Consider the following 16,918-nt stretch of genomic DNA (forward strand, 5'->3'; position numbering starts at 1 on the left):
GTAAACTTCGTTTCTTATCTTTCAGTTTCTTCTGAGAGTTTCTTCCCGTCGGGATCCAAGACTGGTTTACTAGAACCGAGAAGGTTTCATGTGATAGTAACTTAACTCTAAGTTATGAGTCAGATGAAAAAGGTAAATTAAGTTGGTTAATTTAAAGGTAATAACATGATTCAAATGCAGACCATCTTAGATGTGGCTGATAACTCTGGTGCGCGTCGCGTTATGTGCATTAAAGTATTGGGCGGATCTAAGCGTCGCTATGCTTCGGTTGGCGATATTATTAAAGTTGCAGTTAAAGACGCTGCACCTCGTGGCCGTGTTAAAAAAGGTGATGTATACAATGCAGTAGTTGTTCGCACTGCCAAAGGTGTTCGTCGTCCGGATGGCGCGTTGATTAAGTTTGATAACAATGCGGCTGTATTGTTGAATAATAAGCTTGAGCCTCTAGGTACCCGTATTTTTGGTCCAGTTACTCGTGAATTGCGTACTGAACGTTTCATGAAAATTGTTTCATTGGCACCTGAAGTTTTATAAGGAAAATAAGCGATGAACAAAATTATTAAAGGCGATAAAGTAGTCGTTATTGCTGGTAAAGATAAAGGTAAACAAGGTCAAGTAGCTCGCATCTTGGGTGATAAAATTGTTGTTGAAGGTGTAAACGTAGTTAAGCGCCATCAAAAACCAAATCCTATGCGTGGTGTTGAAGGTGGCATTATTGCTAAAGAAATGCCTCTGGCAATTTCAAATGTTGCGATTTTAAATCCTGAAACCAATAAAGCTGATCGTGTTGGTATTAAATTGATTGAGAGCGAAGGTAAAGTTAAACGCGTTCGTTTCTTTAAATCTAATGGCTCTATCATCGGAGCATAAGGAGATGTCATGGCTCGTTTGAGAGAGTATTATAAAGATACGGTAGTGCCTGAGCTGGTAAAACAGTTTGGGTACAAATCCATTATGGAAGTCCCTCGCATTGAGAAAATTACCTTGAATATGGGTGTTGGTGAGGCTGTTGCTGATAAAAAAGTAATGGAACACGCTGTATCAGATTTGGAGAAAATTGCTGGTCAAAAACCAGTAGTAACTGTTGCACGTAAGTCTATTGCAGGCTTTAAAATTCGTGATAACTACCCTGTAGGTTGTAAAGTAACTTTGCGCCGCGATCAAATGTTTGAATTCTTGGATCGTTTGGTTACTATCGCATTGCCTCGTGTACGTGACTTCCGTGGTGTGAGTGGCAAGTCTTTTGATGGTCGCGGCAATTACAATATGGGTGTACGTGAACAAATCATTTTCCCGGAAATTGAATACGATAAAATTGATGCTTTGCGTGGTTTGAATATCACCATTACGACTACCGCCAAAACTGATGAAGAAGCGAAAGCTTTGTTATCTTTATTTAAATTTCCGTTTAAAGGTTAACCATGGCTAAGAAAGCACTTATTAATCGCGAGCTGAAACGTCAAGCTTTAGCGAAAAAATATGCAGCTAAGCGTGAAGAGATTTTTGCTGTTATTAATGATTCGAATGCTTCTGATGAAGAACGTTTTGAAGCTCGTTTGAAATTCCAAGCAATTCCACGCAATGCAGCTCCTGTACGCCAACGTCGTCGTTGCGCACTGACAGGCCGTCCTCGTGGCACTTTCCGTAAATTCGGTTTGGGTCGTATTAAAATCCGTGAAATTGCCATGCGTGGCGAAATCCCGGGTGTTGTAAAAGCTAGCTGGTAATAGGAGTATTAATAATGAGTATGCATGATCCTATTTCCGATATGTTGACTCGTATCCGCAATGCGCAACGTGCTAATAAAGTATCAGTTGCCATGCCTTCTTCAAAATTAAAATGCGCGATTGCAAAAGTTTTGAAAGAAGAAGGTTATATCGAGGACTTTGCAGTTTCTGCTGATACAAAACCAGTATTGGAAATTCAACTGAAATACTATGCAGGTCGCCCTGTTATTGAGCAAATTAAACGTGTTTCACGTCCTGGTTTGCGTATTTATAAAGCTTCGAGCGAGATTTCAAGTGTCATGAATGGCTTGGGTGTTGCTATCGTAAGTACTTCTAAAGGTGTAATGACTGATCGTAAAGCACGCTCTGAGGGTGTGGGTGGTGAGTTGTTGTGCATCGTTGCCTAGTGGAGAATTATATATAATGTCACGCGTAGCTAAAAATCCAGTGACTGTTCCTGCTGGTGTAGAAGTAAAATTTGGAACAGACACATTGGTTGTTAAGGGTAAAAATGGCGAATTGTCATTTCCTTTGAATTCTGATGTCGATATTAAATTAGAAGACGGTGTGTTAACTTTTGCTGCGGCAAACAATACCAAACAGGCAAATGCAATGTCTGGTACCGCTCGTGCTTTGGTTAATAACATGGTTAAAGGTGTTTCTGAAGGTTTTGAGAAAAAACTTCAATTAATTGGTGTGGGTTATCGTGCTCAAGCTCAAGGCAAAACTTTGAATTTGTCTTTGGGTTTTTCTCATCCAATCGTTTACGAAATGCCTGAAGGTGTTTCTGTTCAAACTCCTAGTCAAACTGAAATCGTTCTGACTGGTGCGGATAAACAGACTGTTGGTCAAGTTGCTGCTGAAATTCGTGCATTCCGTTCTCCTGAGCCTTACAAAGGTAAAGGTGTACGTTATGTAGGTGAAGTAGTGGTGATGAAAGAAGCCAAGAAAAAATAATTGAGGTTCACTAATGAATAAACATGCAACCCGACTCCGTCGTGCACGCAAAACCCGTGCCCGTATCGCGGACTTGAAAATGGTAAGATTATGCGTGTTCCGCACCAATAATCATATTTATGCTCAAGTAATTAGTGCTGAAGGTGATAAAGTATTGGCTCAAGCCTCTACCTTGGAATCTGAAGTACGTAGTAGCTTAAAATCAGGCAGCAATGTTGAAGCAGCTGCATTGATTGGCAAACGTATTGCAGAAAAAGCAAAAGCAGCAGGTGTAGAGAAAGTTGCTTTTGACCGTTCCGGTTTCCAATATCACGGCCGTGTAAAAGCATTAGCTGAAGCTGCTCGTGAAAATGGTTTAAGCTTCTAAATATTTGGAGACTTTCAGATGGCAAAACATGAAATTGAAGAACGCGGTGACGGCTTAATCGAAAAAATGGTTGCCGTAAACCGTGTAACAAAAGTCGTTAAGGGCGGCCGTATTATGGCTTTCTCTGCACTGACTGTAGTAGGTGATGGCGATGGCCGCATCGGTATGGGCAAAGGCAAATCTAAAGAAGTGCCTGTAGCCGTTCAAAAAGCAATGGACCAAGCTCGTCGCTCTATGATTAAAGTGCCTTTGAAAAATGGTACGATTCATCATGAAGTAATTGGTCGTCATGGTGCTACCCGTGTATTTATGCAACCTGCAAAAGAGGGTAGCGGTGTCAAAGCTGGTGGTCCAATGCGTTTAGTATTTGATGCAATGGGCATCCACAACATCTCTGCTAAAGTACATGGTTCTACCAATCCTTACAACATTGTACGCGCTACATTAGACGGCTTATCAAAATTGTATACTCCTGCTGATATTGCTGCTAAACGTGGTTTGACAGTAGAAGATATTTTAGGAGCTGGTCATGACTGAGCAGAAAAAAATCAAAGTTACTTTGGTTAAAAGTTTGATTGGTACTATTGAATCTCACCGTGCTTGTGCACGTGGCTTAGGCTTACGTCGTCGTGAGCATACCGTTGAGGTTTTGGATACCCCTGAAAACCGTGGTATGATTAATAAAATCAGCTACTTGTTGAAAGTGGAGTCTTAATATGTTTTTGAATACTATCCAACCAGCTGAAGGTGCAACCCATTCAGCACGCCGTGTTGGTCGCGGTATTGGTAGTGGTTTAGGTAAAACCGGTGGTCGTGGCCATAAAGGCCAAAAAAGCCGTTCCGGTGGCTTTCATAAAGTAGGTTTTGAAGGCGGTCAAATGCCTTTACAACGTCGTTTACCTAAGCGTGGCTTTAAATCTTTGACTGCTTCAGCAAATGCAGAAGTACGTTTAAGTGAGTTGGTTTTGGTTGCGGTATCAGAAATTGACTTGTTGGTATTGAAACAAGCAGGTTTGGTTCCTGCAAATGCTACTAATGTAAAAGTAATTGCTTCTGGTGAAGTTTCAAAAGCTGTTACTTTAAAAGGCATTAAAGCAACTAAAGGCGCACGAGCAGCAATTGAAGCTGCCGGTGGTAAAGTTGAAGAATAAGGCTTAAATTACAGTGGCTAGTCAACAATCTTCCTCAGGTTTATCTAAATTTGGAGACTTGAAAAAGCGTCTATTGTTCTTAATCGGGGCATTGGTCGTTTTCCGTATTGGTGCTCATATTCCAGTGCCGGGTGTAGATGCTGTTGCATTGGCTAAGTTATACGAAAGCGCTGGAAACGGTATTCTGGGAATGTTAAATATGTTCTCAGGAGGCTCGTTAGAGCGCTTTAGTATATTTGCAATCGGTATTATGCCGTATATTTCAGCTTCGATTATTGTGCAGCTTGCTTCTGAAATACTTCCTTCCTTGAAGGCGCTGAAAAAAGAAGGCGAGGCTGGGCGTAAAATCATTACGAAATACACGCGGTATGGTACTGTGTTGCTGGCTATTCTGCAAAGTTTTGGTGTAGCAACCTTCGTTTTTCAACAAGGTATTGTCGTTGCAAATCAGTTGGAATTTTATATCTCAACAGTAGTGTGTTTGGTTACCGGTACCATGTTCTTAATGTGGTTGGGCGAGCAAATTACTGAAAGAGGTATCGGCAACGGTATTTCATTGATTATTACTGCGGGTATTGCTGCCGGTATTCCGGCAGGGATTCTCCAGCTCTGGACATTAACCAGCCAAGGTGCGATGAGTATGTTGATGGCGGTGTCTATTGTAATCGGTGCATTTTTGCTGATTTATATTGTGGTTTATTTTGAAAGTGCGCAACGTAAAATTCCTGTTCATTATGCCAAACGACAATTTGGTCATGTTGGGCAAGGTCAAAATACGCATATGCCTTTCAAATTAAATATGGCTGGAGTTATTCCGCCAATTTTCGCTTCTAGTATTATTCTGTTCCCTTCTACCTTGTTAAGTTGGTTTGGTTCAAACAATACAGATAGTATGTTGCATAAAGTTGCTGCCATGCTCCAACATGGTCAACCGCTTTATATTCTGATATTTGCAGCAACGATTATTTTCTTCTGTTATTTTTATACGGCATTGGTATTCAGCCCGAAGGAAATGGCGGAAAATTTGAAAAAGAGTGGGGCTTTTGTACCAGGTATTCGCCCAGGTGATCAAACCTCTAGATACTTAGAGAAGGTAGTATTGTATTTAACCCTTTTTGGTGCTTTATACATTACCATCATCTGTTTGATTCCTGAATTCTTAACGACGGCATTAAATGTACCTTTCTATTTGGGCGGTACTTCGCTATTAATTTTGGTTGTGGTAACGATGGATTTTAGTACACAAATTAATTCCTATCGTATGACCCAGCAATATGAAAGCCTAATGAATCGACCCGATATGAAATCATTATCACGTAAGTAAGACTATGGCTAAAGAAGATACCATACAAATGCAAGGCGAAATTCTTGAAACTTTGCCGAATGCAACATTCAAAGTTAAACTCGAGAACGACCATGTGGTTTTAGGTCATATTTCCGGAAAAATGCGTATGCACTACATTCGAATTTCTCCGGGTGATAAAGTAACCGTTGAGTTAACGCCTTATGATTTAACCCGTGCTCGTATCGTATTCAGAGCAAGATAGACTGTATAAAGGAAAAAAAATGCGTGTACAACCTTCTGTAAAGAAAATTTGCCGTAACTGCAAAATTATTCGTCGTAATCGCGTAGTTCGTGTGATTTGTACTGATCCACGTCACAAACAACGTCAAGGTTAAGAGAGCTTATTTCTCTTAATTTGATTTTGTGGTATAGTGACACACTTTGCCCTAAAAGGAAAAAATATGGCTCGTATTGCAGGGGTGAATATCCCTAATAATGCCCATATCGTTATTGGCTTGCAAGCTATTTACGGTATTGGTGCGACTCGTGCTAAATTGATTTGCGAGGCTGCAAGTATTGCTCCTACCGTAAAAGCAAAAGATTTGGACGAGGCTCAATTGGACGCTTTGCGTGAACAAGTTGCTAAATATGAAGTTGAAGGTGACTTGCGCCGTGAGGTAACGATGAGCATCAAACGATTGATGGATATGGGTTGCTATCGCGGCTTCCGTCATCGTCGTGGCTTACCTTGTCGCGGTCAACGCACTCGCACAAATGCACGTACCCGTAAAGGTCCGCGCAAAGCGATTGCCGGTAAGAAATAATTTTTAAGGAATTTTAAGGAAATTGATTAATGGCTAAAGCAAACACAGCTTCGCGTGTACGTAAAAAAGTACGTAAAACCGTAAGCGAAGGTATTGTGCATGTCCATGCATCTTTTAACAATACCATCATTACAATCACTGACCGTCAAGGCAATGCATTGTCTTGGGCTACCTCTGGCGGCGCTGGTTTTAAAGGTTCACGTAAAAGTACACCGTTTGCAGCTCAAGTAGCTGCAGAAGCAGCTGGTAAAGTTGCCCAAGAGTATGGCGTTAAAAATTTAGAAGTTCGCATTAAAGGCCCGGGTCCAGGTCGTGAATCTTCTGTACGTGCGCTCAACGCTCTTGGTTTCAAGATTACCAGCATTACCGACGTTACCCCGTTGCCTCATAACGGTTGCCGTCCACCTAAAAAACGTCGTATTTAATATTGGAGTGATTTGAAACATGGCACGTTATATTGGCCCTAAATGTAAATTAGCACGCCGTGAAGGTACAGATCTGTTTTTGAAGAGTGCACGTCGCTCTTTAGAGTCAAAATGCAAAATGGATTCTGCACCAGGTCAGCACGGTGCTAAAAAACCACGTTTGTCAGACTATGGTCTGCAATTGCGTGAAAAACAAAAAATTCGTCGTATCTACGGCGTATTAGAACGTCAATTCCGTCGTTATTTTGCAGAAGCTTCACGCCGCAAAGGTTCTACTGGTGAATTGTTGCTGCAATTGTTGGAATCTCGTTTAGACAATGTTGTATACCGCATGGGCTTCGGCTCTACTCGTGCAGAAGCCCGTCAATTGGTTTCTCACAAAGCGATTACCGTTAACGGACAAGTTGTGAATATCCCTTCTTTCCAAGTTGAAGCCGGTGATGTTGTAGCTATCCGCGAGAAAGCTAAAAAACAAGTACGCATCCAAGAAGCTTTGAGTTTGGCAACTCAAATTGGTTTGCCTAGTTGGGTTTCAGTTAATGCAGATAAATTGGAAGGTGTATTCAAAAATATGCCGGATCGCTCAGAATTGACTGGCGATATTAATGAACAGCTGGTGGTAGAGTTCTACTCTAAATAATGCTAGCTCAGTGAGGGACAGTTAAATGCAAAATAGCACAACCGAATTTTTGAAACCTCGTCAAATTGATGTAGATACTTTATCTACCACACGTGCAAAAGTTTCAATGCAGCCGTTTGAACGTGGTTTTGGTCACACTTTAGGTAATGCTTTGCGTCGTATCTTACTGTCATCCATGAATGGTTTTGCACCAACTGAAGTGGCTATTACTGGTGTGTTGCATGAATATTCTACTGTTGACGGTGTTCAAGAAGATGTTGTAGACATTTTGTTAAACATTAAAGGTATCGTATTTAAGTTGCACGGTCGTAGCCAAGTTCAGTTGACTTTGAAAAAATCAGGTGCCGGTGCAGTGATTGCTGGGGACATCGAATTACCGCATGATGTGGAAATTTTGAATCCAGAGCACGTGATTTGCCACTTATCCAATAATGGCCAAGTGGAAATGGAAATCAAAGTTGAGCAAGGCCGTGGTTACCAATCTGTTTCAGGTCGTCGTGTTGTTCGCGATGAAAACAAACAGATTGGTGCGATTCAGTTGGATGCGAGTTTTTCGCCCATCAGCCGTGTTAGCTTTGAAGTTGAACCTGCACGCGTAGAGCAACGTACCGACTTGGATAAATTGGTTTTGGATATCGAAACTGATGGTTCTATTGACCCGGAGGAGGCTGTACGCAGTGCCGCACGTATTTTAATTGATCAAATGTCTATCTTTGCTGATTTGCAAGGTACACCGGTTGAAGAGGTTGAAGAAAAAGCCCCTCCAATCGATCCTATCCTGTTACGTCCGGTAGATGATTTGGAATTAACTGTACGTTCAGCTAATTGTCTGAAAGCTGAAGATATTTATTATATTGGCGATTTGATTCAACGTACTGAAACCGAGCTTCTCAAAACTCCGAATTTGGGTCGTAAATCTTTGAATGAAATCAAAGAAGTGTTGGCCTCTAAAGGTCTAACATTAGGTTCAAAATTAGAAGCTTGGCCGCCTGTAGGCTTAGAAAAGCCGTAAGTTTGAAGATTAAAGGATAATGACATGCGTCATCGTAATGGTAACCGCAAATTAAACCGTACCAGCAGCCATCGCGCTGCGATGCTGCGCAATATGGCAAATTCTTTGTTGACTCACGAAACTATCGTGACCACTTTGCCTAAAGCAAAAGAATTGCGCCGCGTGGTAGAGCCCTTGATTACTTTGGGTAAAAAACCTTCTTTAGCAAACCGTCGTTTGGCATTTGACCGTACTCGTGATCGCGATGTAGTGGTTAAATTGTTTGACGAATTGGGTTCACGTTTCGCTGCCCGTAACGGCGGCTATGTTCGTGTACTAAAATACGGTTTTCGTAAAGGTGACAATGCGCCTTTGGCGTTGGTGGAATTGGTTGACAAAGCAACTGAAGCAGCTGAATAAACCACACAAAATTGAAAACACCATCTATTTATTTTAAATAGATGGTGTTTTCTTTTTAAATACTGTTTGGGATATTTTGATGCTTGAATCAGCTTTGAAATATTTTTCATAAGGAGAGACCTTTGCAACCTCCCCCTAAGAAAAATCTCTAAATTCCTCCAGCAAGAATTGAGAGGATTTTTCACCATGTCTGGTTTCTTCTATCATTCAACATAAACCCTTATAGCCAATATATGACCGTTTTCCTTTGTTCAAAATACTCCGACTTCTTGATTGGCAAGCAATTGAACAAAGACTTGTCAGTCATAAAACCCGCTATATACGCGACAACGGTGGTCGTCTTACGGATCCGTTGTTGCCGATGTTTCGTGCGGTTTTGCTCGGGCATAAGCACAATCATGAATTTTGAGAGAAAGTCAGCTAGCAGACGGCATTATGCGTAAAGCGCATCGTGGTAAACCTTTGGGGCGTGAAGAGATTGAGCGTAATAAAGATCTCGCGAGAATCCGTTATCGGGCGGAATAGAATTTTGCCATTTTCCCCCGTATATTTTAGGTGTAAATGGGCGAGTTACTTTGGACTGGAAAAGGCCTAAGGGCAAATGGGTTTGAAAGTGATTTGTTTGAATTTGTTGAAAGCAGCGAACAGGCTAAAGTTTGTTGCGTCTATTGCTGCCTGAAAAGGTGGTGGGCTACTTGAAAAAGTGGCTGCTTGGATAGAGTATGCGTATTAATTTTGTTTTATTTTCTGTTTAAACAATAAAAACCTCCAAAACAAGTAGATTGTTTTGGAGGTTTTTTAAAGGTCTAGGCCTGAGAGAGGTTTGTAAAATATTGGATTTGAGTACAGTTTGAGGTGAGAATGGTCAAGAGAAGTGCAGATACATCACAGTTAGGCGAGTTTTCGGGCAGCCCATACCGGAAAATGTGCCAAAGATAAGAAGCATAAAAACGATTCCGTTCCAATTCTAGCTTTCAATACGGCTGTTACCCATTGGCTTTGATTGATTTAAGCCATTTTGATAAATCATGTTGTGGGTTCATTAAGCCATAGCGCTCAAACGCATCCAAAATCACCAGTTGCGCGTCGTTCATCATTACATCACTCAACATCGCCTCTATGACCTGATTAATCTTCATTAATTCAAATCCGGCCACTTCACCGTCTTGATTTTCAGGAACGACATCGCTGGATAATACCGTGTCGAAGATATAGAGAATTTCATTATGCAAACCGCGGGAAACGGAACGCAGGCTGTGTAATTGATTCTGCAGTTTTAGATGTTGCAGATGATGAGGTGATAATCCTGCTTCTTCTTCGCTCTCGCGCAGTATGGTTGCAGTAATATCTTCACCACAGGATACGCCGCCACCGACCAAATTATCGAGTTTATTCGGATCAACGGCTTTATGCTCGCTTCTGCGGCCAATCCACAGCTGCCATTCACCGTCTTTAAAAGTGAAACCATTTAAATGCACCGCTTTACTCATCAAGCCTAACGGGCGGAATGCGGCACGTTCGAGTGTGAACAAGATGCTATCTTGATAGCAAACATCAAAACGTTCATCGCGCCATCCATGCAATATGCCCAGTTGCTTCCAGTCATGCGCCATGTGTTGAAGCGCATCGCCTAGGCTCAGCCAGTTGTCTGCACATAAATGCATGCCGTCTGAACGCATTTCCCATTCGCCTTGCCAATCTTTTTCAATTTGCGCCTGCCATTGCCCATTCAGACGGCCTAAGGCTAAGCCGTTCAGCCATAAAGTTTGCCATGAGCCATGCAAACCATAATTGGTCTGCGCCCATTGCCACAATTTATCTTGGGTTGTATCGTCTAAAACATGAACAAATTGAGGAGCTGCAGACATATTGTTTCACCTTATCATTTGTGTTTCAGATTGTAACGGGTTTATTCGGATTTGCAACTGCCACATTCCCAATCGCCGTCTATGCTGATACGCGGCGATGGTGCAAACCATGTTAATATTGTGAAAAATGATTTCAGACGGCCTATTCAATCATCGGCCATATATTTTTAACTTTATTTCATTTGATAATACATGAAAAACATTGGACTTTTCGGAGGCACGTTTAATCCCATTCACAACGGCCATCTGCACATCGGGCAAGCATTTGCTGACGAAATCGGCTTAGACACGGTTATTTTTTTACCGGCAGGCGATCCTTACCACAAACCACAAAATACGCAAACGCCGGCTAAACACCGCTTTATCATGACAGAATTGGCCATTGCCGATGAACCACGTTTTGCACTCAGTGATTGCGATATGGTACGTGAAGGGGCAACCTATACCTTTGATACCGTGCAGGTTTTCCGTCAGCAATTTCCAGCCGCCACATTATGGTGGCTGTTGGGCAGTGACAGCTTGATGAAGCTGCACACTTGGAAAAAATGGCAAACCTTGGTGCAGCAAGTTAACATCGCTGTGGCTATGCGAGAAGGCGACAGTTTGAACCAAACGCCGCGTGAGCTGCACGCATGGCTGGGCGAAGCCTTGCAAAGCGGCCGCGTGCGGATTTTACAGGCGCCGTTATACAACATCAGTTCCACACAAATCCGTGCGGCTTTAGAAAACCAATCCCTTTCAGACGGCCTGATTCCGTCCTCGGTCGCGCGTTATATCCAGCAGCACGGTTTATACCGCTAAGAAGTAAAAATACTATTATTACCCTGTGGGCCGGCTGAGCAAACTCCTTGATAAAATACTGCAAAAAATAGCTTAAATTCAGCCAGATAAGCTATAATGCCGTCTGAAAAACGTAATTTAGGAATAAAATGAACGAACAAGAATTACTCGACTTGCAAAAAATGGTCGAAATCGCAGTAAACGCCTTGGAAGATGTGAAAGCTAAAGACATTTCCGTGTTGGAAACCCAAGAAAAAACCTCGCTTTTTGCGCGCATGATTGTGGCTACCGGCGACAGCACCCGCCAAGTTAAAGCCTTGGCCAACAATGTGGCGGTTGATTTGAAAGAAGCCGGTTTCGAAATTTTGAGCCAAGAAGGCGACACCGGTGAATGGACGCTGGTTGACGCCGGCGATTTGGTGGTACACATTATGTTGCCGGCTGTACGCGATTATTACGACATCGATACACTGTGGGGCGGTAAAAAGCCTGCTTTTGAAGCAGGTATGCAAAAACCTTGGCATGCGGCCGATTAATCTCTAGACCGGATTTCATTGTGAATCAGGCCGTCTGAAACGTACAGACGGCCTGAAGCCTTTGCAAAACAAGATTTGAATACAATTCGGACTTAAAGCAACACAGAAAGCGCAGACATATCAACTGCTCTAATAGACAATTTTTCAGGCAGCGCATAACGAAGGAATGTGCCAAATATGGAAATTTTGCAAAGGTCTCGGCCTGTATTTTCTCATGGATAGATACCGAACATGAACATTACTGTTTTAGCCGTCGGCACCAAAATGCCCAAATGGGTCGATGAAGCTGTCAACGAATACGCTAAACGCTTCGGTCGCGAAGTGAATTACACCTTAAAAGAAATCAAGCCCGAGAAACGCGGTGCCGGTGTGAATGCCGCGCAGGGTATGGCAGCGGAAGAAAAACGCATACTCGAAGCCATTCCACAGGGGGCATTTCTGGTGGTGTTGGATGAGCGCGGCAAAGCGCCGACTTCGGTCGAATTGGCTGAGTATCTCAAAACATGGCAGCAAAACGGCGAACATGTCTGTTTTGTGATTGGTGGTGCAGACGGCATGACCGGCCATCTCAAGCAGCAAGCGCAGCTGATGATGCGCCTGTCCAGCCTGACCATGCCCCACGGTATGGTACGCGTGCTGCTAACCGAGCAGCTTTACCGCGCCGTTTCCATTTTAAATAATCATCCGTATCACCGTGAATAAATGCTGATTTTGGGATAAACAAACTTAGGCCGTCTGTATTTCAGACGGCCTTTCTGGAAGATTGTGTTAACAAATATAAAACTATATCAATCACTTGATTTTGAAAATATTTCTGATACATTTCCATTACAAATCAAATAAACAAACCAAAAGGAACACAATCATGACCAAGACCTTATTAACAATAGGTACGCTGGCAGCATTACTGTTGAGCGCGTGCGGCGGTCAAAACGAAACCAAACCTGCTGAATCAGCACCGGCACCGGCAACGACTTCGGAAGCTCCTGCGGGCAGTGCTAAAGCTGCGGTCGAAGAGCGCGATCGCCTGATGGATATCTTTAAAGAATCTGCCGGTATCATGGGCAAAATGATTAAGGGCGAAACCGCTTATGATGCCGCAGCATTCCAAGCGGCTGCCGATACTTTGGCTGAAAATGCCGATAAACCGTGGCAGCACTATACTCAAGAGAGCGCAAAAGAAGAATCCGATGCCAAACCTGAAGTATGGAGCAAACCGGATCAATTCAAGCAAGAAGCAGACAAATTCATTGCTGCTGCTGCCGCTTTGAAAACGGCTGCTGCCGAAGGTAATTTAGATGCAGTAAAAAGACCGTTTGGCGATGTGGGTCAAAGCTGCAAATCTTGTCACGATTCTTTCCGTGTAGACGACTAATCGCTTAAAAACCACACAACAAGGCCGTCTGAAACAGAATATTAAGCTGTTTCAGACGGCCTTTCTGCATGTGCAGAATTACGGCTTGAGACCTTCGCAAAATCGCCATCTTTGGCACATTTCTTCGTTATGCGCTGCTCGAATCTGGGGGCAAAGGTCTCGGCTTCATGATGATGAAAACTAAGAGGGAATTGATGCGGAATATCTAATATCTATAGCATAATGATTTTCAATGGTTTTAAAGGCCGTCTGAACATATTGAAGCTAAAAACAATTGGATTTTTATCAAATTTAATTTCAATGTTGATGAATAAAGTGCATTATTAAATGTTAAAAATTTCATTATCTATTAATGTTTATATGCGTTAAATTCATTTATAATCATTTAAAATTTGATGTGGTACAGAACTCAGGCATATTTCAAAGTATGGCTGGAACAGTTTATTTATATGATTTTAATGTATAAAAACAAGTTTCATTTTATCAATTAGCTTTATATAACCCATAATTATCCAAGCTTTGGATAAACAAAATAAAAAATGAATTAAGAGGAACCATCATGAAAAAAAGTATTATCACCATCGCCTTGCTGGGTTTAACCGGCCATGCCGTTGCCGATGTAACCCTATACGGCGAAATCCGCAACAGCGTATTTGTAGAGAGCGTCAAGATCAAAGGCAGCAATGGTGTGACTGAAAAAGGCACCGGCACCACCATCAACGACCACTTATTCCGCATCGGTTTCAAAGGCAGCGAGAAACTGAGCGAAGATGCCAAATTGATTTGGCAGATGGAGCAACGGGTTTCGACCGTCAGCCAACACGACGGCTGGGGTACGCGCGATTCGTTTATCGGCTTGGAAGGTGGTTTCGGTAAAATCCGCGTCGGTTATTTGAGCAACCAATACAACGAAATGGTTGATTTGGATAAATGGATTTTCAACCGTGGCAGCGCCTTGGGCTTGAGCAGCTACAACCGCGAAGGCAAACGTTTGGTATCCGCACGTTACGACTCGCCAGTATTTAACGGTTTTCAAGGCATTGTGCAATATGCGCCACGCGACAACAAAAATCCGGGCGACCGTTACACTCACCAACAAGCAGCACAAGACGAACTGCTGCTCGGTTTAAACTACAAGAGTAAAAAAAGCTTTTACCAAAGCGGCCTACAGCCATAAGAAAAACAACTATACCGATGGCAACGGTAAGTTGAAAGACGGCTACATCGTCCGTATCGACGGTGGCCTGTATTTGGGTAATTTGGAAATCGGTGCCGGAGTGCAGCATGTAAAGGCAATGAAAGCGGTAATAAATATTTGAGCCTGCTGACCGGCAACCAAAAAACATTTGACGGCCAAGGCTTGTTTGCCGATAAAACTGAAGCCGTGAAAGTGACCGATGCCGCCATTGCCTTAACTTATCGTACAGGAAACCGGCAACCGCAATTGGTTTACGCGCACGGCTGGGCGGCAAAAGGCGTCAACAGCAAAGATATTTTGGTGGACAAATACGACCAAATCGTGATTGGCGGCGATTACTACATGAGCAAGCGCACGTCGATTCGCGGACAAGCCGGTTACCTGGTGATGGGGATAAAACCCGCTTGAATGCGACCACTACCGGTAAAATCGAACACGGCGGCGTACAAATCGCGTTGCACCATAAATTCTGATTGGTTTTCAATCACGTAATCCAAAAGGCTGTTTGAAAATCTATACCCAAGATTTTTCAGACGGCCTTTTGCTGGGGTACCAACCAACAAACACAGTAAGCAGCTTACACCAGATAATAAAAATCCCTTAGCGTAAACTAAGGGATTTTTGTTGTTGGTTGCGGGAGCAGGATTCGAACCTACGACCTTCGGGTTATGAGCCCGACGAGCTACCATGCTGCTCCATCCCGCGTCAGAAGATGTAACTATACGAGAATAGGGCGGATGTGTCAAGCCTTATTTTGCTAAAAAATATTCGGGGTCATGTGGGCAAGCATGATTTTCTTCAAGCAGGCCGTCTGAAAAGTGGCAAAATGATGGCCGTAAATTGCTTGGTTTGTTTGCGCTTTTCCGCCTTTTTCAGACGGCATTTTGCTATAATCAGGCTTTATTTTCCATGATATAAGCCGAACGCTACATGTCTCAAGCCACGTTTCAACCTGATTTGTCACAAACCCTTTCTAAAGACCGCCATTTTCTGCAAACCGCCTTCAAAAACCCGAAAAAATTCGGCGGCTTGCCCAAAGTCGAAGAAAAATACCGCAAATCGCACGAAATCTATTTAAAACGCCAAGCCGCGCTGCCCAAGCTACAGTATGACGGCACACTGCCGGTGCACGAGCGTTTGAGCGACATCAAAACCGCCATCGCCAACCACCAAGTTACCATCATCTGCGGCGAAACCGGATCGGGCAAAACCACCCAACTGCCGAAAATCTGTCTCGAACTCGGGCGCGGCGCGGCGGGTTTGATCGGGCACACGCAGCCGCGCCGCCTGGCCGCGCGTTCCGTTGCCGAGCGGATTGCCGAAGAATTGGGCAGCAACATCGGCGAAACCGTCGGCTACAAAGTGCGCTTCAACGACAACACCTCGCGCGATGCCTATGTGAAACTGATGACCGACGGCATTTTGCTCGCCGAAACGCAAACCGACCGCTTCCTCACCGCCTACGACACCATCATCATCGACGAAGCGCACGAACGCAGCCTGAACATCGATTTCCTGCTGGGCTACCTGAAACAGCTCCTGCCGCGCCGCCCCGATTTAAAAGTCATCATCACCTCCGCCACCATCGACGCCGAACGGTTTTCACGCCATTTCAACAACGCGCCCGTGCTCGAAGTGAGCGGCCGCACCTTCCCCGTCGAAATCCTCTACCGCCCGCTGCATTCGCAAGACGAAGACGAGGCCGAAATCGAAATCGCCGATGCCATCGCCGATGCCGCCGATGAGTTGGCGCAATTGGGCAGCGGCGATATTTTAGTATTCCTGCCCGGCGAACGCGAAATCCGCGAAGCCGCCGAAGCCCTGCGCAAATCCCCTCTGCGCCGCCACGACGACATCCTGCCCCTGTTCGCCCGCCTGTCCAACGCCGAGCAGCACAAAATCTTCCACCCCGGCGGCACCAAACGCCGCATCGTCTTGGCTACCAACGTCGCCGAAACCTCGCTCACCGTGCCCGGCATCAAATACGTCATCGACACCGGCCTCGCCCGTGTCAAACGCTATTCCGCCCGCGCCAAAGTGGAGCAGCTGCATGTGGAAAAAATCTCCCAAGCCGCCGCCCGCCAGCGTTCCGGCCGTTGCGGCCGCGTCTCCGCCGGCGTGTGTATCCGCTTGTATTCCGAAGAAGATTTTGAACAACGCAGCGCGTTTACCGACCCCGAAATTATCCGCAGCAATCTGGCAGCAGTAATCCTGCGCATGGCCGCGCTGAAACTCGGCGATGTGGCGGCGTTTCCATTTCTTGAAGCCCCCGACCAGCGGTATATCAATGACGGGTATCAGGTGTTGTTGGAACTGGGGGCGGTGGAGGAGAATTGAAAAACAATAAAAGCACAGTTAAAAATTTGATTGGAGT

General features: G+C 44.0%; 24 protein-coding genes, 1 tRNA gene and 1 pseudogene. 24 read left to right on the forward strand and 2 right to left on the reverse strand.

The genetic code is table 11. The features are described from left to right. Positions 1-165 precede the first annotated feature (165 nt). From rplN to rplQ, 18 genes are all read left to right on the forward strand, one after another. Positions 166-534 (forward strand): 50S ribosomal protein L14, encoded by a 369-nt coding sequence (rplN, locus tag CGZ65_RS01035; RefSeq protein WP_002215434.1) that lies wholly within the window; start codon positions 166-168, stop codon positions 532-534. A gap of 12 nt (positions 535-546) precedes the next feature. Next, the gene (rplX, locus tag CGZ65_RS01040) at positions 547-870 is read left to right on the forward strand and encodes a 50S ribosomal protein L24 (protein ID WP_095502533.1); all 324 of its coding nucleotides are present in this window, start codon (positions 547-549) and stop codon (positions 868-870) included. Positions 871-879: 9 nt separating this feature from the next. Further along, a complete protein-coding gene (rplE, locus tag CGZ65_RS01045; protein WP_096294501.1) occupies positions 880-1,419 on the forward strand; it encodes a 50S ribosomal protein L5 in 540 nt (179 codons plus the stop codon). A gap of 2 nt (positions 1,420-1,421) precedes the next feature. Continuing rightward, positions 1,422-1,727 (forward strand): 30S ribosomal protein S14, encoded by a 306-nt coding sequence (rpsN, locus tag CGZ65_RS01050; RefSeq protein WP_096294502.1) that lies wholly within the window; start codon positions 1,422-1,424, stop codon positions 1,725-1,727. 14 nt (positions 1,728-1,741) lie between these two features. Continuing rightward, positions 1,742-2,134 (forward strand): 30S ribosomal protein S8, encoded by a 393-nt coding sequence (gene rpsH / locus CGZ65_RS01055; protein WP_096294503.1) that lies wholly within the window; start codon positions 1,742-1,744, stop codon positions 2,132-2,134. 16 nt (positions 2,135-2,150) lie between these two features. Continuing rightward, positions 2,151-2,684, forward strand: coding sequence for a 50S ribosomal protein L6 (rplF, locus tag CGZ65_RS01060; protein WP_096294504.1), 534 nt, complete (start codon positions 2,151-2,153; stop codon positions 2,682-2,684). A gap of 13 nt (positions 2,685-2,697) precedes the next feature. Then, entirely contained in the window at positions 2,698-3,051 is a 354-nt protein-coding gene (gene rplR, locus CGZ65_RS01065) for a 50S ribosomal protein L18 (RefSeq protein ID WP_095502537.1), read from the forward strand. An 18-nt stretch (positions 3,052-3,069) separates the two neighbouring features. Then, positions 3,070-3,588 carry a 30S ribosomal protein S5 gene (gene rpsE / locus CGZ65_RS01070; protein ID WP_095502538.1) on the forward strand — a complete coding sequence of 173 codons (519 nt, stop codon included), beginning with the start codon at positions 3,070-3,072 and terminating at the stop codon, positions 3,586-3,588. After that, a complete protein-coding gene (gene rpmD, locus CGZ65_RS01075; RefSeq protein WP_003684808.1) occupies positions 3,581-3,766 on the forward strand; it encodes a 50S ribosomal protein L30 in 186 nt (61 codons plus the stop codon). Before rpsE ends, rpmD begins: the two co-directional genes overlap by 8 nt. 1 nt (position 3,767) lies before the next feature. Beyond that, positions 3,768-4,202, forward strand: a complete 435-nt coding sequence (rplO, locus tag CGZ65_RS01080; RefSeq protein ID WP_096294505.1) for a 50S ribosomal protein L15 — start codon at positions 3,768-3,770, stop codon at positions 4,200-4,202. Positions 4,203-4,215: 13 nt separating this feature from the next. Beyond that, entirely contained in the window at positions 4,216-5,526 is a 1,311-nt protein-coding gene (gene secY, locus CGZ65_RS01085; RefSeq protein ID WP_096294506.1) for a preprotein translocase subunit SecY, read from the forward strand. Between the two features lie 4 nt (positions 5,527-5,530). Continuing rightward, the gene (gene infA / locus CGZ65_RS01090) at positions 5,531-5,749 is read left to right on the forward strand and encodes a translation initiation factor IF-1 (RefSeq protein WP_003684714.1); all 219 of its coding nucleotides are present in this window, start codon (positions 5,531-5,533) and stop codon (positions 5,747-5,749) included. A 19-nt stretch (positions 5,750-5,768) separates the two neighbouring features. Continuing rightward, a complete protein-coding gene (gene rpmJ / locus CGZ65_RS01095) occupies positions 5,769-5,882 on the forward strand; it encodes a 50S ribosomal protein L36 (RefSeq protein WP_003697674.1) in 114 nt (37 codons plus the stop codon). Between the two features lie 66 nt (positions 5,883-5,948). Next, positions 5,949-6,311, forward strand: coding sequence for a 30S ribosomal protein S13 (gene rpsM / locus CGZ65_RS01100; RefSeq protein WP_096294507.1), 363 nt, complete (start codon positions 5,949-5,951; stop codon positions 6,309-6,311). Positions 6,312-6,340: 29 nt separating this feature from the next. Continuing rightward, on the forward strand, positions 6,341-6,736 hold the full coding sequence (rpsK, locus tag CGZ65_RS01105) for a 30S ribosomal protein S11 (RefSeq protein ID WP_002216249.1): 396 nt from the start codon (positions 6,341-6,343) through the stop codon (positions 6,734-6,736). Positions 6,737-6,755: 19 nt separating this feature from the next. Further along, entirely contained in the window at positions 6,756-7,376 is a 621-nt protein-coding gene (gene rpsD / locus CGZ65_RS01110; protein WP_096294508.1) for a 30S ribosomal protein S4, read from the forward strand. Positions 7,377-7,401: 25 nt separating this feature from the next. Beyond that, the gene (locus tag CGZ65_RS01115) at positions 7,402-8,388 is read left to right on the forward strand and encodes a DNA-directed RNA polymerase subunit alpha (protein WP_096294509.1); all 987 of its coding nucleotides are present in this window, start codon (positions 7,402-7,404) and stop codon (positions 8,386-8,388) included. A gap of 24 nt (positions 8,389-8,412) precedes the next feature. Next, on the forward strand, positions 8,413-8,787 hold the full coding sequence (rplQ, locus tag CGZ65_RS01120; RefSeq protein WP_096294510.1) for a 50S ribosomal protein L17: 375 nt from the start codon (positions 8,413-8,415) through the stop codon (positions 8,785-8,787). A 986-nt stretch (positions 8,788-9,773) separates the two neighbouring features. Here rplQ and CGZ65_RS01130 read toward each other — a convergent pair. Then, entirely contained in the window at positions 9,774-10,655 is an 882-nt protein-coding gene (locus tag CGZ65_RS01130; RefSeq protein ID WP_096294511.1) for an NUDIX hydrolase, read from the reverse strand. Positions 10,656-10,847: 192 nt separating this feature from the next. Between CGZ65_RS01130 and nadD the strand changes: the two genes are divergently transcribed. From nadD to CGZ65_RS01155, 5 genes and pseudogenes are all read left to right on the forward strand, one after another. Then, positions 10,848-11,456 carry a nicotinate-nucleotide adenylyltransferase gene (nadD, locus tag CGZ65_RS01135; RefSeq protein ID WP_096294512.1) on the forward strand — a complete coding sequence of 203 codons (609 nt, stop codon included), beginning with the start codon at positions 10,848-10,850 and terminating at the stop codon, positions 11,454-11,456. A 128-nt stretch (positions 11,457-11,584) separates the two neighbouring features. After that, positions 11,585-11,971: a ribosome silencing factor gene (gene rsfS, locus CGZ65_RS01140; RefSeq protein WP_096294513.1), complete on the forward strand. Its 387-nt coding sequence runs from the start codon at positions 11,585-11,587 to the stop codon at positions 11,969-11,971. 231 nt (positions 11,972-12,202) lie between these two features. Further along, positions 12,203-12,673, forward strand: a complete 471-nt coding sequence (gene rlmH, locus CGZ65_RS01145; RefSeq protein WP_096294514.1) for a 23S rRNA (pseudouridine(1915)-N(3))-methyltransferase RlmH — start codon at positions 12,203-12,205, stop codon at positions 12,671-12,673. A gap of 163 nt (positions 12,674-12,836) precedes the next feature. Further along, on the forward strand, positions 12,837-13,346 hold the full coding sequence (locus CGZ65_RS01150; RefSeq protein WP_096294515.1) for a c-type cytochrome: 510 nt from the start codon (positions 12,837-12,839) through the stop codon (positions 13,344-13,346). A 559-nt stretch (positions 13,347-13,905) separates the two neighbouring features. After that, positions 13,906-14,952 (forward strand): annotated as a pseudogene (locus tag CGZ65_RS01155) (porin). Between the two features lie 220 nt (positions 14,953-15,172). On the opposite strand, the gene CGZ65_RS01160 reads toward CGZ65_RS01155, so the two are convergent. Next, positions 15,173-15,249: transfer RNA gene (locus CGZ65_RS01160), tRNA-Met, on the reverse strand. A gap of 225 nt (positions 15,250-15,474) precedes the next feature. Here CGZ65_RS01160 and hrpA point away from each other — a divergent pair. Then, positions 15,475-16,881, forward strand: coding sequence for an ATP-dependent RNA helicase HrpA (gene hrpA, locus CGZ65_RS01165; RefSeq protein ID WP_096294516.1), 1,407 nt, complete (start codon positions 15,475-15,477; stop codon positions 16,879-16,881). Positions 16,882-16,918 lie beyond the last annotated feature (37 nt).

Origin of the sequence: Neisseria weixii, assembly GCF_002327085.1 — a bacterium.
In the GTDB taxonomy this organism is placed as follows: domain Bacteria; phylum Pseudomonadota; class Gammaproteobacteria; order Burkholderiales; family Neisseriaceae; genus Neisseria; species Neisseria weixii.